This window comes from Mycobacterium sp. IDUB_37 (assembly GCF_055419245.1).
Genome location: NZ_JBVAXG010000003.1, coordinates 635197 through 650027, shown reverse-complemented (window position 1 = coordinate 650027; position 14831 = coordinate 635197). Strand labels below are relative to the sequence as shown.

Here is a 14831-nt window from a genome sequence, read left to right as displayed (position 1 = left end):
AACAAGTGTTGGTGACGACACACGAGGGATGAGAGTCAACAGTGAGCGATAAGGGATCACCGGCGGCTGACGCGACTTGCGACGTGGCTATCGTCGGCTACGGGCCGGTCGGCGCCACCGCCGCCAACCTGTTGGGCCAACTCGGCCTCAAAGTCGTTGTGATCGAACGTGATCCCGACATCTACAATCGGGCCCGGGCCATCTCGACCGACGAGGAAGTGATGCGGGTATGGCAGTCGGTGGGTCTGGCCGATCGGCTGCAAGAGGAGATGCTGGCCGACCGGCCGGTGGCGTTCGTCGACGCTGACGGCAAGGCGTTCTACGAGACACTGATCGCCGGACGCGGCTGTGGGCACCCTCCGCAGCAGTTCATCTACCAGCCGGCAGTCGATCAGGTCTTGCGTGCGGGCGTGGAGCGTTTCGACGCCGTTGAGGTGTTGCTCGAGCACGAATGCCTGCGGGTGCGCAACGACGGCGATCACGTGGAACTGCTGTTGGCCGACCTCCGCAAGGACGGCTTGAAGCGGATACGTGCCTCATACGTGATCGCCGCGGACGGCGGTTCCTCGCCGACCCGTGGGCAGTTGGGCGTCGGCTATACGGGTAAGACCTACGCGGAGCGGTGGGTGGTCATCGACACCAAGGTGGTCAAGAAGTGGGATTACCACGACCGCATGCGTTTTCACTGCAACCCCGAACGGCCCACTGTGGACTGCCCCACACCATTGGGGCACCACCGGTGGGAATACCCGGCCCGGGCCGGCGAAGACGAGAAGCACCTGGTCAGTGACGCGGCGGTGTGGGCAGTGCTCAACGAAACGGGCATCACCGATGAGCATGTGGAGATCCTGCGGGCAGTGATCTACAGCCACCATGTCCGGGTGGCGGATCGTTGGCGGGTGGGCCGGGTGTTTCTTGCCGGGGACGCCGCGCACGCGATGCCGCCCTGGATCGGTCAGGGGATGGCCGCGGGCGTTCGCGATGTGGCCAACCTGTGCTGGAAACTCGCCGCGGTGCTCCGGGGCCAGGCTGCCGAGTCGCTGCTGGACTCCTATCAGACCGAACGCAAACCGCACGTCACCGAGGTGACCAGGCGGGCGGTGTTCCTCGGCCGCGTCATCACCGAACGCAACCGTGTGCTGGCTGTGGTCCGCAACCACGCCCTGCGGGTCATCACCAAGTCGCAGCTGCTAGCGCGGCAGGGGCAGAAGCTCTACTGGATACCCGAGTCCTATTACCCCGACGGATATTTTGACGACACCGCGTCCAAAGCGATTGGCCGGCAGATCATTCAGCCCTGGGTGATCGACGACAGCGGCACCAGGATGCGACTCGACGACGTCATGGCGGGCCGGTGGACGCTACTGCACAAAGGGGCATTGCCCACCGGTTCGCAAGCTTGGACGCAGCGGGGCATCACAACGATCCCGGTGCGCGACACCACGTTGACCGCCTGGCTCCGAGACAGGAAGGTCAGCGCTGTGATCGTCCGGCCGGACGGATTCATCTACACCGCAACCGATTCCGCCGGCGTACTGGCGCCGCCGCCGGATGGACTGGACTGTAGCCCGATGGCGGCGACCCGCTGCGCCCGGCCTTCAGCCGCGCTTGCGATCGCCGCGGCCGACCTCCCCGTCACATCGAGCTCGAACGGAGTTCCCGCATGACCACCGCCCAACTCACTGAAACAACCGTCGCCGTCGACGGAAAGCCGATCTTCTTCGCCGAAGCAGGCACCGGCCCGGCCGTCGTGTTGCTCCATGGCGGCGGACCGGGTGCCTCCGGTGTGTCGAACTACTCGCGCAACATCGACGCACTGTCCGGTCGGTTCCGGGTGATCGTGCCTGACATGCCTGGATATGGCCGATCCACCAAATCCGTGGAGCAGGCCGATCCGTTCGGCCACCTGGCCGACTCGATGCGTGGTCTGCTCGACGAACTCGGCATCGACACCGCGCATCTGATCGGCAATTCCTACGGCGGCGCGGCCGCGCTGCGGTTGGCCCTGGACACGCCCGATCGGGTCGGCAAGCTGGTGCTGATGGGTCCCGGCGGCATCGGCACCACGCGAGGTCTGCCCACCGCCGGCCTCAACAGCCTGCTGTCCTACTACGGCGGCGACGGTCCCAGCCGCGACAAGCTCGCCACCTTCATCCGCAGCTACCTCGTTCACGACGGTGATGCGGTGCCCGAGGAACTGATCGACCTGCGGTACCAGGCGTCGATAGATCCCGACGTGGTCGCCAACCCGCCGTTGCGCCGGCCGTCCGGACCGCTCGCCCTGCGCACTCTGTGGCGGATGGACCTGACTCGCGATTCGCGGTTGAAGAACCTGAGGACGCCCACGCTGGTGCTCTGGGGGCGCGACGATAAGGTGAACAAGCCTTCGGGCGGGCCGATGCTACTCAACGCGATGCCCAACGCCGAACTGGTGATGACGTCCCACACCGGCCACTGGATGCAATGGGAACGCGCGGACTTATTCAACGACCTCGTTTCCGAGTTCCTGCAGGCGGATTCGAGGCTGGCCCATGCCTAGCGTTTTCGGCCGGGCCCACCTCGGCTACCTCGTCATCGAAACGAACAAGTTCGCCGATTGGCAGCGCTTCGGTCGTGACGCCATCGGCATGCACCTCGACGAGGCGCTGCCCGGCGTGACGCGCTTCCGGCTCGACGACTACCAGTGTCGCTTCCTGCTGCAACGCGGCCCCGCCGAAGATGTCACCGCAATCGGCTGGGAACTGGACGACCACAACACCTTTGACGAAATTCTGTCCCGGGTTACCAGGCACGGCGTGCCCGTCGTCGAGGGCACTCCGGAGGAAGCCGCGCTCCGCGGCGTGGAGCGGTTGGTGCGCTTTCCCGGGCCCAACGGTTTGGCCCAGGAGATCTTCACCCGGGCCAAAACCGCTGACACCGCACTCGACATGATCGCCCGCGAGTTCGTCACCGGCGCATCCGGTTTGGGTCATGTCGCGCTCACCAGCAAGAAACCGCACCAAGTACGCAGCTACTACAACACCGTTTTCGACGCTCGACTGACCGACTTCATCGACGAAACAATCAGCGGCGTCAAGTTCAAGATCCGGTTTCTGCGGGTCAACGAGCGTCACCATTCGATCGCTGTCGCAGCGGCTAACCGGTTGCCGCTCAACCCGATTCGTACCCGTGTGCAGCACTGCAACATTCAGGTCGCCGACCTCGACGACATGACGGCCGCCTACCAGCGGGTCAAGGCATTGGGCTTCGACATGGCACTAGGAGTCGGCCAGCACACCAATGACAAGGAGCTGTCCTTCTACGCCATGACCCCATCGGGATTCGAGTGGGAGGTCGGCTGGAACCCGATTGTCGTCGACGAAACCACCTGGGAGCCAACCACATACCAAGGCATCAGCCTCTGGGGTCACACGCCCGAAGGCCAGACCATCCTGGACAAGTTCCACCAGTTCAAGATCGGTGCGGCTTCATTGCTGCACCGTGAAGACACCGTGCCCGCCTTGGCGGGTGCCGGCATCCCGGACTAGTCCCTTCGAGTGCCGTTCAGGCCCGCGGGTCCGCCGCGCTCTTGTCGCCGGTGATGGCTTCGTTGAGCGTCTTGCTCGGCCGCATGACCGCGGTGGTCTTGTCCGGGTCAGGGTAGTAGTAGCCGCCGATGTCGGCCTCATCTCCCTGCGCCTCGTTCAGTTCGCTGACGATCTTGTCTTCGTTCTTGCCCAAGGTGTCGGCGAGCTTGGCGAAGTGCTTCTTCAGTTCTTCGTCGTCGTCCTGAGCGGCGAGCTCCTGCGCCCAGTACAGGGCGAGGTAGAACTGGCTGCCCCGGTTGTCCAGCTCGCCGGTCTTACGGGACGGGCTCTTGTTGTTGTCCAGCAGCTTGCCGATCGCGGAATCCAGCGTGGTTCCCAACAACTTCGCCCGCTGGTTGTCGGTCTTGATGCCGACATCCTCGAAACAGGCGCCCAGCGCGAGAAATTCGCCGAGGGAATCCCAGCGCAGGTGATTCTCCTGTACCAACTGATGGACGTGCTTGGGCGCCGAACCACCGGCGCCGGTCTCGTACATGCCGCCGCCGGCCATCAGCGGCACGATCGACAGCATCTTGGCACTGGTGCCCAGTTCCAGGATCGGGAACAGGTCAGTCAGATAGTCGCGCAGGATGTTGCCGGTGGCGGCGATGGTGTCCAACCCGCGAATCAGCCGCTCCAGCGTGTACCGCATCGCGCGGACCTGCGAAAACAGCGAAATGTCGAGGCCCTCGGTGTCGTGATCCTTGAGGTAGGTCTTGACCTTCTTGATCAGTTCGTTCTCGTGCGGCCGGTACGGATCCAGCCAGAAGACCACCGGCATACCGGAGTTCCGCGCGCGTGTGACGGCGAGCTTGACCCAGTCCCGGATCGGTTCGTCCTTGACGATGGGCATGCGCCAGATATCGCCGGCTTCGACGTTCTGCGTCAGCAGAACTTCGCCGGAGTCGATGTCGACGATGTTGGCGACGCCATCCTCAGAGATCTCGAAGGTCTTGTCGTGCGAGCCGTACTCTTCGGCCTTCTGCGCCATCAGGCCCACGTTCGGCACGGTGCCCATCGTCGTCGGGTCGAACGCGCCGTTGGTCTTACAGAAGTTGATCAGTTCCTGGTAGATGCGGGAGAAGGTGGACTCCGGCATCACGGCCTTGGTGTCCTTCTGCCGTCCATCGGCGCCGTACATCTTGCCGCCGGCGCGAATCATCGCGGGCATCGAGGCGTCCACGATCACGTCGCTGGGTGAGTGGAAGTTGGTGATACCCCTTGCCGAATCGACCATTGCCAACTCGGGGCGATGCTCGTGGCAGGCATGCAGATCCCGGATGATCTCGTCGTGTTGCGAGGCGGGCAGCGACTCGATCTTGTCGTAGAGATCGGCGATCCCGTTGTTGACGTTGACACCCAGCTCGTCGAACACTTCTTGGTGCTTGGCGAAGGCGTCCCGGTAGAAGACCTTCACCGCATGGCCGAAGACGATCGGGTGCGAAACCTTCATCATCGTCGCCTTGACGTGCAGGGAGAACATCACGCCGGTCTTGTACGCGTCCTGGATCTGCTCTTCATAGAAGTCGCACAAGGCTTTCTTGCTCATGAACATGCTGTCGATGATGTCGCCGTCCTGCAGCGCTACCTCCGGCTTGAGCACGAGCGTCTCGCCGCTCTTGGTCTCGAGCACCATCTTCACTTTGCGGTCTCGGTCCAGCGTCAAGGACTTCTCACCGTGATAGAAGTCGCCGCCCTTCATGGTCGCCGCGTGGGTGCGCGATGCCATCGACCACTCACCCATGCTGTGCGGGTGCTTGCGCGCGTACTCCTTGACCGCCTTGGGTGCACGACGATCCGAGTTACCTTCTCGCAGTACCGGATTCACGGCGCTGCCAAGGCATCTCGCGTAGCGGTCGCGAACCTTCTTGTCTTCGTCGGTCTTCGGGTTCTGCGGGTAATCGGGAATCTTGAAGCCCTTGCCCTGCAGTTCCTTGATGGCTTGCACCAATTGCGGCACCGATGCGCTGATGTTCGGCAGCTTGATGATATTGGTGTCGGGGTCCTGCGTCAGCTTGCCCAGCTCGCGAAGGTTGTCGGGCACGCGCTGCTCTTCGGTGAGCTCTTCGGGGAACTCCGCGAGGATGCGGGCGGCCACCGAAATATCACTGGTCTTGATGTTGAGGCCCGCCGGTTCGGCGAAGGCGCGCACTATCGGTAGGAAGGCGTAGGTCGCCAGCAAGGGCGCCTCGTCGGTCAGCGTGTAGATGATGGTCGGCTGGTCGGCGCTCATGCGTTTTCTCCCCGGCGTCACTGTCGGTCAGTCTGGAAAGTGCTCTGCTTTGTAACCGCGGTCACCAGTATCCCGGCTTCGTCGCCTGGGCGGATGTCCGGGGTCACAGATCGCCGGCAAGGCGCTGCAGAATCTCGGCGGTGGGCTCCGCGGTTGCGTGTCGGTAGCCAGTCCCGGCCCAGAGGTGCACGAAGTCAGGCTGACCCGCTGCGGCGGCGGCCTTGCGCAACGGGCTGGTCAGGTAGTGAATCGCCGGATAACCCAACGGCGCGCCGGCCTCGTGAGCGTCGATGAACGCGTTGCGTAGTCCGCGTGCGGGCCGGCCGGTGAATGCGCGGGTGATCACCGTTTCGGTCCGGGCCGGGTCGACCAGCGCGGCCTGGTGAGTGGCCGATGCGCCGCTTTCTGTTGCGCGCAGCAACACTGTGCCGACCATCGCGGCTACCGCGCCCGCGCGGATCACCTCGGCCACCGCCTGCGGGGTGGCCAGGCCGCCGGCGGCGATGACGGGAAGGTCGACGGCCGCAGTGATTTCTCTGACCAGGTCGGGGAGCGGCGTCGGCGTCAGGGGCGTGGCGGGGTGCAGGGTGCCGGAATGACCGCCCGCGGTGTACGCCTGCACCGCCAGAACATCGGCGCCGGCGTCACGCGCGGTGAGCGCCTCTGCCGCGGTGGTGACCGTCTGAACGACGACGGTCCCCGCTTTCCGCAGGGCGGTGATGACCTGCTGGGGTGGGATGCCGAAGGTGAAACTCACCAGTGGGACCGGGTCGTCGATCAGCAGTCGGATCTTGTCGTCGAACGCGTCGGTATCTTCGATCGGCTCGGCAGGAAGTGTCAGGCCGAATCGCTCGGCGTCGCGCTGGATGATGGCCGCGTAGCGGTGATAGTCCTCAGGGGCCACCGGTAATGGGTTGGGGGCAAAGACGTTGACGCCGAAAGGAATTGACTCGGCACGCAACTGTCGGATCTGCTCCTCGACGGCTTGGGTGGTTTTGTAGCCTGCTGCCAGCATGCCGAGGCTGCCGGCCCGGGTGGCGGCTATCGCCATCGCCGGTGAGGTGGGGCCGCCGGCCATCGGTGCGGCCAGCACGGGCAGCGTGATCCCGAGTTGTGTCAACATGCGCGCACTCACTTGCTCCGAATTCCGTCGAGGGCCAACCCTGTCACCCGGTCAGCCAGTTCCGCGTTGTAACCCTGCATCGCTTGACACCCGACCAGCAAGGTCTTCACTTCGGGGACAGTGACGTCGTGCCGAGCGGTCCCCGCCTGCTGGGCGGCGCGCAACAACTCGCCGAGCAGGCTCAAAAACTCCGATTCGGCTTCCGGCGCCGCGCTGTTGACGTCGATACCGGCACCGGACAGGGCCTCGACCAGTCCCCGATCGGCGGCACCCCACTGCAACACCATGGTCCGCATGAACGTGTAGAACGCTTCGCCGGGTAGTTCGGATTCCAGCAGCGCCCGTCCGTCATCGATGATGTGCCGCATTCGGTCAGCGATCACCGCCTGGAACAGGGACTCCTTGGTCGGGAAGTGCCGGTAGACGGTTCCGGCACCGACCCCGGCGCGGCGGGCGATCTCGTCGATCGGCACTGACAGGCCGTCGGCCGCGAACGTCTGATAGGCGACCTCGAGCACGCGAGCCCGGTTGCGGGCCGCGTCGGCACGCACCGGCCGATCTGTAGCAGTCACGTCGCACCTCCTGAGCAGCAGAAACGGCTGATCCGCGATCCACGGTTGACAAAACGGGGCGCGCGTTCCGTATAGTGCTAAGCAAGCGGAGCGCTCGCCCCGTTTAGTAAATCATAGCGAGGAGCCCCTCATGACGAAATGGACCGCAGCCAACATCCCCGACCAGTCCGGCCGGGTCGTGGTCATCACCGGTGCGAACACCGGCCTCGGGTACGAGACCGCCGCCGCACTCGCCGACCACGGCGCACATGTGGTGCTCGCCGTGCGCAACCTGGAGAAGGGCAAGGAGGCCGCGGCGCGTATCGGCTCAGTTACACCCGGCGCCGACGTGACGCTGCAAGAACTCGACCTGACGTCGCTGGAGTCGGTTCGGGCCGCCGCGGCCCAGCTGCGCTCCGACCACGACCGGATCGATCTGCTGATCAACAACGCCGGCGTCATGTACACGCCCAAGTCGAAGACCCAGGACGGCTTCGAAATGCAGTTCGGCACCAACCATTTGGGCCACTTCGCGTTGACCGGACTGTTGCTGGATCGACTATTGCCGGTCGAGGGCTCGCGGGTAGTCACGGTCAGTAGCCTCGGCCACCGGATTCGTGCCGCAATTCATTTCGACGATCTGCAATGGGAACGCAGCTATGGCCGGGTCGGCGCGTACGGGCAATCGAAGCTCGCCAATCTGCTGTTCACGTACGAACTTCAGCGGCGCCTCGCCTCGCACGGGACTACCGTCGCTGTCGCGGCACACCCCGGCGGCTCGAAAACCGAGTTGACCCGCAACATGCCCCGACTGCTCGTCGCGGCGACGCCATTGATCGAGCCGCTCTTCCAAGAGGCCGACCTGGGTGCACTGCCGACGCTGCGCGCCGCCACCGACCCCGGCGTCCTTGGTGGGCAGTACTTCGGGCCCGACGGATTCCAGGAAACCCGGGGCTATCCGAAAGTTGTTGCCTCCAGCGACCAGTCACACGACGCGGCGCTGCAGCAGAAGCTGTGGACGGTGTCCGAGGAACTGACCGGAGTGGTCTTTCCCGTCGGCTGACGTCGGCATAGAAATGCGTGTCGCGCGGTTGCACCATGGTGTGATGAGTGACGCGCTTGGAGCAAAGGAATGGATTGGCCAGTGCGAGACCCTGACCAGCCGTCGGGGTCACCGCATTGCCTTTCGTCGTCGCGGTAGCGGACCAACGGTGCTGATGCTGCACGGATTTCCCACCTGGTCATACGACTACGCTGAAGTCGCCGACGACCTCGCTGCCGATCACCAGGTAATCACCGTGGACTTCCTCGGCTACGGTGCCTCCGACAAGCCGAATCCGTACTCCTACTCGGTCGCCGAATCAGCGGACATGATCGAGGATTTGGCGGCGCACCTGTCCCTGGACTCGGTGCGGTTGGTCATCCATGACTATGGCGGCATCGTCGGTCAGGAACTCATCGACCGCTCGCTGGCCGGGAGGCTCGGGTTCAGCATCTCCAGCCTGGTCGTGTTGAACAGCGGGATCGTCTACAGCGCCTACCGTCCGACTCGTCTGCAAAAGCTGCTGATCCTTCCTGGCATCGGCAAGGTCATCGCCGGTCTGGTCGGTGCGAAGCGATTCCGCACCGCACTGGACGCGGTGCGCGGATCACCGATCCCCGACGACGAATTCGACAATCTTTGGTTCGGGGTCTCCCGACACGACGGCCACAAGCTGGCGCATCTGCATATTCGCTACAACGCCGAACGCGCCGAGCACCATCGGCGGTGGGAAAAGGCCCTGTCCGACTGGAACGGTCCGCTGCACCTCGTATGGGGACTGGATGACCCGGTGTCGGGGCGTCACGTACTGCAGGAAGCGATCTCCATGCTGCCGACGGCGGAAGTGACCGAACTCCCTGGCGTCGGCCACTTTCCGCAATCCGAGGCCCCGGTCGCGGTCGCGGCCGCGGTGCGGATGGCCCCGCGTCGTGGTGGCGGGTGACGTCGGCCGGTACGTCTAACGACACAATGGCCCGATGCGGCCGCGGCAGAAGTTCCCTCGTTTTCGGCTGGTCCTGTTGGCAGGGGCACTGGTCTTGGGGTTGGCGGGCTGCGGCACCGAACCGCCGGGCAGCCATCTCGCGTCGGCCGCGGGTTCGGGCGGCGACTTCTCCGGTCCGGTCGAGATCGGCAACGGACGTCACCTCTACCTCGAATGTCGCGGTCGCGGATCCCCCACGGTCATTTTGGAGTCGGGCTATCACAATGCGGCCGACGCGTGGAGTAAAGCGGTCGCGGTCGCTCCGGCGGTAGGGCCAGCCCTGCTGAGCGCTCTGGCCGATGAGCATCGCGTCTGCGCCTATGACAGGCCCGGGACGCTGCGCTACTCCGACCCGCCGTCCATCTCCGACCGCAGTTCACCGGTGGCGATGCCGCGTAGCGCCGGTGACGTCGTCAGCGACCTGCACGCGCTGCTCGACGCCGCGCACCTGCCCGGTCCGTTCGTTCTGGCGGGACATTCGTTGGGCGGGTTGTTCATCCGCCTTTTCGCCCAGACCCATCCCGAGCAGGTGCGGGGGTTGGTTTTCGTCGACGCCTTCGGAGCCGAAATACCCGCCCTGCTGGGATCGGACTGGCCGGCCTACCGGCAGGCGCTGGACGGACCACCGCCGCGGTTCGCCAATTCGCCGTCGTTCGAACTGGTCGACATCGACCGCAGTGTCGAGCAGGTCGCCGAGGCGCCGGCTTTCCCGCCGGTGCCCACCGTGGTGTTGACCAGGACGGAACCGTTCACGGTTCCCGCGGACCTCCCTGCCGAGAAGAGCGCCAAATTGGAACAGGTGTGGCGCGACGCGGCGTCCGCACTGATTGCGCTGCGGCCGGAGACACCGCACCTCCTGGCGACCGGCAGCGACCATTTCATTCAAATGCAACAACCAGACCTGGTAGCCGCCGCTGTCGAGCTGGTGATTCGGCGGTCGTCCCAAACACGTTGAGCCCGAAGCTCAACCGAGCTGGTACGCCTCGCGGGACACCCGGAAAAAGTGACCGTTGCTGCTGTCGGTACAGGTGATGTCCGCGGGCTCGCTGACACACGAAATCGCTCCGGCGGAAAGTGTCTGGCCGTAGTCAAGTGTCGGCCAGCTGCCCGAATAGCCGGAGTCGAGATTGGCGTAATCACAGGCGAATTGGGCCGGTTGTCCTTGATTGAGCCGGAACGTGCTTCCCGGCTCCGATCCACGTGGGCACGCCGCGACCGACGCCGGCGGCCTCTGATAGGTGTAGCCACGGATCTGGCACATCGCGATCGGTTCGGGTCGCGTGCTGTCGATGTGACAGTGGATGTTGCCCGACGGCGATTGGAACATCTGGTAGTCGGTTTCGGCCTGCGCGGTCGTCGCAAAGGCGATCGGTGCCGCAGTGAGCGACGCTGCGAGCAGCGTCATGCTGGCGATCTTCATAGGTGTCCTGTCGGGTGAGTGGAGCTACCCGCAAGTACAGGACGTGTGCCGCGCTACCAATCCCAAAAATGCCTCAGACGGACTGATTCGCCGCGGACCTGCCGGCACGGCGACCGGCATACACACAGTCGGCCAGCGAGAGTCCGCTGACGTAGGAATTGGAACAGATTCCGGTGGCGGTGCGTCCCGCGCTGAACAAGCCAGGTATCGGCATGCCGGATTCGTCGAGCACGGCGCCGGTGCCTTCGTCGACGCGAATACCGCCCAGCGTGAGCATGGGCGTGGGATTAAACAGGTTCGGCCGGATCGAAATATTCAGCAGCGTGTACGGCGGCTGGCCAATCTTGCGCACAAAATCCGTCGGCTTTCCCGCGGGGTCTTCGATGCCGGCATCGATGGCATTGTTGTGCGCCTCGACGGTGGCTTGCAGTCCGTCCGGGTCAATGCCGGCCCGATGAGCGACGTCGCGCACCGACACGCCCTTGACCGACTCGAGGAACATCAGCGCCGCGGACTGGGCGCGCTGAAACCACAACGGCTGCCTGATCATTTGCCGCCGAGCTTCTTTCATCAATGCCGCGTCGGCGAGAATCCAGCCCTTGCCGTCGTGTTCCCGCACCATGGCATGTCCGACTGCGGCGCCGTAGCGGCTTTCGTCGATAATGCGCAGCCCGTGCTCGTCGACGATGATCGCGCTGATGAATGCGCTCGGTGGCGTGATGAAGCGCCAGGCGGAGACGTTGTCCATCCGTTCGGTGACCGCGCCGACGCTCTGCGCCAGCGCGATGCCGCTGCCGTCGTCGCCGCTGGTACCGAGCTGTAAACCGCCGGTGTACTGCGGCGCAAACCGCTGGATCCATTCCTTATTGGCCATATAGCCTCCGGCGCAGACGATTACGCCTCGTCGTGCCTCAATGCGCACTGGGCGCGCGTGGCGTCGCTCGAGCCTTCGCAGCCGCCGTTCCATCAAGCTGCGCAGCGGCGGGTAGTAGATGCCGGGCTTGGTAGACAGCGCCGCCAGCTTCGAATACAAATCACGCACTTTGGCCGGTGCGTAGTGCATCGTCGTCGCTTCCACACCGGTCACGCGGCCGGCGGAATCTTGCACGAGCTTGGTCACCGTGGTGTGTGGATGCAGCGTAACCCCAAGTTGCAGAGCAGATTCGGCCAATGGCGCGTATAACTGCTTGCCGGACACGCCTTTCCCCTTCACCCGGTGCCCGCGCTGCACGGGTGGCGTGTGGCGACGGAAGGCGCCGGCGTTTTCGCTACCCGAGTGATACAGGTAGTACTGATTGTTCGGATACGACGTCTTGTAGGGACACAGGGTGGAGTCGAACGGAACTCCGTAATCGCTTAGCCAACTGATCATTTCGGGACTGCCGGTCACGAACGATTCCAGCGTCTGCTCGCTGACGGCGTCGCCGACTTCAAGGCGAAGATAGGTCAGCATCTGCTCGTAGCTGTCCTGCACGCCGGCCTGCCGCTGAACCGACGTACCGCCACCGGCGTAGATGATCCCGCCGGAGACTGCGGTCGAACCACCGCCGTTGGCGCGATCCAATGCGACCACTTCAGCGCCCAGTTCGCGGGCGGTAATGGCGGCGCAGGCACCCGCCGCGCCGAAGCCGACTACTACGACGTCAGCGGATTCAGTGAAGCTCGTCGAATCGTCTTCGACGGACCTGGTCATGCCCTACCCCGATCTCTTGCTCGTGGGAACTGTAGTGAATGGCCCGAAATGGGTTGCAGCGGCGCATTATTACGTGTCTATGGCGATGTTGATGACTATCGCGGTGACGTTGTCGGGACCACCCGCTTGCAGGGCGGCTTCGATCAACGCCGCGCAGGCGTCGTCGGGGTCGGGATGCGAATCCAGGATTTGGGCCAGGGTGGCATCTTCGACGACGCCGTGCAATCCATCGCTGGACAGCAGAATCCGGTCACCTGGCAACAGCGCGACCGCGGCGCTATCGGGCAGCGCGCGTGGATACATCGCGACGTGCCGGGTCAGCGTGGCCCGGGCCGGGTGCCGGCCGGCATCTTCGATAGCGACCTCACCCGCGTCGATCAGTTCCTGGATCAGGCTGTGATCGCGGGTCACTTGGTCCAGTTGCTGTTCGCGGAACAGGTAGGCGCGGCTGTCGCCCAGGTGGGTGATCAAGGCACGCGACTCCGCGACGACGACCGCGACCACGGTGGTGTTGGAACCGGCGGCACGAGGATCGGTGTTGGCGTAGAGGCGGAAGTCGCCGCAATATTCGATGAGCGCGCGTCCCAGCGCCTCGGCGGCGTCGTCAGCGTCGAGAGCCGTCACGTGCCGGGTCACATAGGCCGGCAACAACTCGACCACCAGGGCGGCGGCCAGTGCGCCGTCGTTGCTACAGGCCACCCCGTCGGCGACGATGAACAGGGACTGGTCGGGATCGGCACCCCAGCGGTCCTGGTTAGTGCCGCGCAGTCGGCCGATATCGCTGAGACCCGCGAATGAAAGCGAACCGACCTCCGTCATTGGGGGTGTGACTTGAGCACGCGCCGCTCCTCGTTGGACAGCACCGGATGGTTAGAACGGCACGATACCGGGTGCGGCCCTCGTGTCAGGGTGTGACGTCGAAATGGATAGGCAGCGTGACGGGTCCGCCCAACGCGTTTACCGGCCGCCACGGGGCCGGCCCGGTGCGGCGGGCGTTGGGCAGACGCCGGGTGATGACCGCCAGCGCTTCGGCCAACTCGAGGCGGGCGAGGTTTGCTCCGAGGCAGTAGTGCGTACCGCCCCCGAACGTCTGAATCGGCGGGGCGCCTACTCGACTGATGTCCAGACGATCGGGATCCTCGCAAACTGCGGGATCGCGGTTGGCCGCGCCGGTGTTGACGACGACGATGGTGCCGGCGGGGATCCTGACGCCCGCGAGTTCGACATCTTGGACGGCGATGCGCAAGGTAATGAACGTCATCGGCGAATGGCGGATCAGCTCGTTGACAGCGCTGGCCGCCAGTTCGGGACGCCGGCCCAGCAGCGCCCACTGATCGGGGTGATCGCACAGGACGTGCGCCGATGCGGCCAACTGCAGGCGGGTGGTATCGGTGCCGCCCAGGAGTAACGCGGCAACAAGCATGCGGAGGTCGTCGGCGCTGAGTCGATCGCCGTCGTCATGGGCGCGGATCAGGTCGGAGATCAGGTCGTCGGTCAGGGCGCGGCGCCGGCGCGCGATCATGTCGTCGAGGTAGGTGTCCAAAGCTTCCCAGGCGGTCAGGATGGCCGGGGTCTGGTTCGCGGCGTTCCAGCCGAAGGCTTCCAAGATGTCATCAGTCCAGTTGGAGAACAGTTCCCAATCCTCGGCCGGCGCGCCGAGCAGCGCGCAGATCACCGGGATCGGGTACTCGCGGGCTATCTCGGTGGCAATGTCGCAGTGACCGCGCTTGCTGACGCTGTCAACCAAGCCGTTGATGATGTCGACGATCGTGCTGCGCAGCCTCATGGTCGCCTTGGGGGTGAATGCCTTGTTCACCAGCCGGCGCAACCGGTTGTGCCGTTCGCCGTCGAGGCTGAGGATGTTGGTCGCGATGCGCTCCCACAGCGGGCCGGACGTAATGCCTTGAGCCGCAAGGAACATGCCCTGTGGCACCCGGAATCGCGGGTCGCGCAGGGCGGTGTGCACCAGATCATAGGTCAGCAGTTCGGGCCCATACGGACCGATGGCGATCGGCGATTGGGCGCGGGTACGGGCGATGATTGCGTGGGCTTCGTCGGGGTGCTGAGCGTCTGCGTAGTTGATCGCGGGCAGCCCGGCTTCGAAGATGCTGGGACAGTGAATCGTCACACTCATGGTGTCCTCCTCGGTCGGTTCGAAATCGACTATCGGGTTTCGGCCGCGCCAGACCATCGGGGATAGCTCGCAAATTGTGGAAGCGTT

The 14831-nt window shown here is 64.6% G+C and carries 13 protein-coding genes; 6 read left to right on the top strand and 7 right to left on the bottom strand.

Annotated features, from left to right (window positions below; translation table 11 throughout):
- Window positions 1-41: 41 nt before the first annotated feature.
- Genes ACZY1I_RS13650 through ACZY1I_RS13640 form a run of 3 tightly spaced genes read left to right on the top strand, consistent with a single transcriptional unit; the run spans window position 42 to window position 3527 of the window.
- Complete coding sequence (locus tag ACZY1I_RS13650; RefSeq protein WP_463754925.1) at window positions 42-1667, top strand: bifunctional 3-(3-hydroxy-phenyl)propionate/3-hydroxycinnamic acid hydroxylase; 1626 nt, start codon at window positions 42-44, stop codon at window positions 1665-1667.
- The gene (locus ACZY1I_RS13645) at window positions 1664-2539 is read left to right on the top strand and encodes an alpha/beta fold hydrolase (protein WP_463754924.1); all 876 of its coding nucleotides are present in this window, start codon (window positions 1664-1666) and stop codon (window positions 2537-2539) included. The genes ACZY1I_RS13650 and ACZY1I_RS13645 overlap by 4 nt, the downstream gene beginning before the upstream one ends.
- Window positions 2532-3527, top strand: coding sequence for a VOC family protein (locus tag ACZY1I_RS13640; protein WP_463754923.1), 996 nt, complete (start codon window positions 2532-2534; stop codon window positions 3525-3527). Before ACZY1I_RS13645 ends, ACZY1I_RS13640 begins: the two co-directional genes overlap by 8 nt.
- Before the next feature lie 16 nt (window positions 3528-3543).
- On the opposite strand, the gene ACZY1I_RS13635 is transcribed toward ACZY1I_RS13640, so the two are convergent.
- From ACZY1I_RS13635 to ACZY1I_RS13625, 3 genes are all read right to left on the bottom strand, one after another.
- Entirely contained in the window at window positions 3544-5799 is a 2256-nt protein-coding gene (locus tag ACZY1I_RS13635; RefSeq protein WP_463754922.1) for an NADP-dependent isocitrate dehydrogenase, read from the bottom strand.
- 103 nt (window positions 5800-5902) lie between these two features.
- Window positions 5903-6922, bottom strand: coding sequence for an NAD(P)H-dependent flavin oxidoreductase (locus ACZY1I_RS13630; RefSeq protein ID WP_463754920.1), 1020 nt, complete (start codon window positions 6920-6922; stop codon window positions 5903-5905).
- Window positions 6923-6930: 8 nt separating this feature from the next.
- A complete protein-coding gene (locus ACZY1I_RS13625; protein WP_463754919.1) occupies window positions 6931-7494 on the bottom strand; it encodes a TetR/AcrR family transcriptional regulator in 564 nt (187 codons plus the stop codon).
- A 130-nt stretch (window positions 7495-7624) separates the two neighbouring features.
- On the opposite strand from ACZY1I_RS13625, the gene ACZY1I_RS13620 reads away from it, so the two are divergent.
- The 3 genes from ACZY1I_RS13620 to ACZY1I_RS13610 are packed head-to-tail and all read left to right on the top strand — an operon-like array spanning window position 7625 to window position 10452.
- Window positions 7625-8536 (top strand): SDR family NAD(P)-dependent oxidoreductase, encoded by a 912-nt coding sequence (locus ACZY1I_RS13620; RefSeq protein ID WP_463754918.1) that lies wholly within the window; start codon window positions 7625-7627, stop codon window positions 8534-8536.
- A 43-nt stretch (window positions 8537-8579) separates the two neighbouring features.
- Window positions 8580-9458: an alpha/beta fold hydrolase gene (locus ACZY1I_RS13615; protein WP_463754917.1), complete on the top strand. Its 879-nt coding sequence runs from the start codon at window positions 8580-8582 to the stop codon at window positions 9456-9458.
- Window positions 9459-9492: 34 nt separating this feature from the next.
- Complete coding sequence (locus tag ACZY1I_RS13610; RefSeq protein ID WP_463754916.1) at window positions 9493-10452, top strand: alpha/beta fold hydrolase; 960 nt, start codon at window positions 9493-9495, stop codon at window positions 10450-10452.
- 9 nt (window positions 10453-10461) lie between these two features.
- On the opposite strand, the gene ACZY1I_RS13605 is transcribed toward ACZY1I_RS13610, so the two are convergent.
- From ACZY1I_RS13605 to ACZY1I_RS13590, 4 genes are all read right to left on the bottom strand, one after another.
- The gene (locus ACZY1I_RS13605; protein WP_463754915.1) at window positions 10462-10902 is read right to left on the bottom strand and encodes a DUF6636 domain-containing protein; all 441 of its coding nucleotides are present in this window, start codon (window positions 10900-10902) and stop codon (window positions 10462-10464) included.
- A gap of 88 nt (window positions 10903-10990) precedes the next feature.
- Window positions 10991-12610 carry an FAD-binding protein gene (locus tag ACZY1I_RS13600; RefSeq protein ID WP_463754914.1) on the bottom strand — a complete coding sequence of 540 codons (1620 nt, stop codon included), beginning with the start codon at window positions 12608-12610 and terminating at the stop codon, window positions 10991-10993.
- 69 nt (window positions 12611-12679) lie between these two features.
- Window positions 12680-13429: a PP2C family protein-serine/threonine phosphatase gene (locus ACZY1I_RS13595; protein ID WP_463754913.1), complete on the bottom strand. Its 750-nt coding sequence runs from the start codon at window positions 13427-13429 to the stop codon at window positions 12680-12682.
- An 85-nt stretch (window positions 13430-13514) separates the two neighbouring features.
- Window positions 13515-14744 (bottom strand): cytochrome P450, encoded by a 1230-nt coding sequence (locus ACZY1I_RS13590; protein ID WP_463754912.1) that lies wholly within the window; start codon window positions 14742-14744, stop codon window positions 13515-13517.
- Window positions 14745-14831 lie beyond the last annotated feature (87 nt).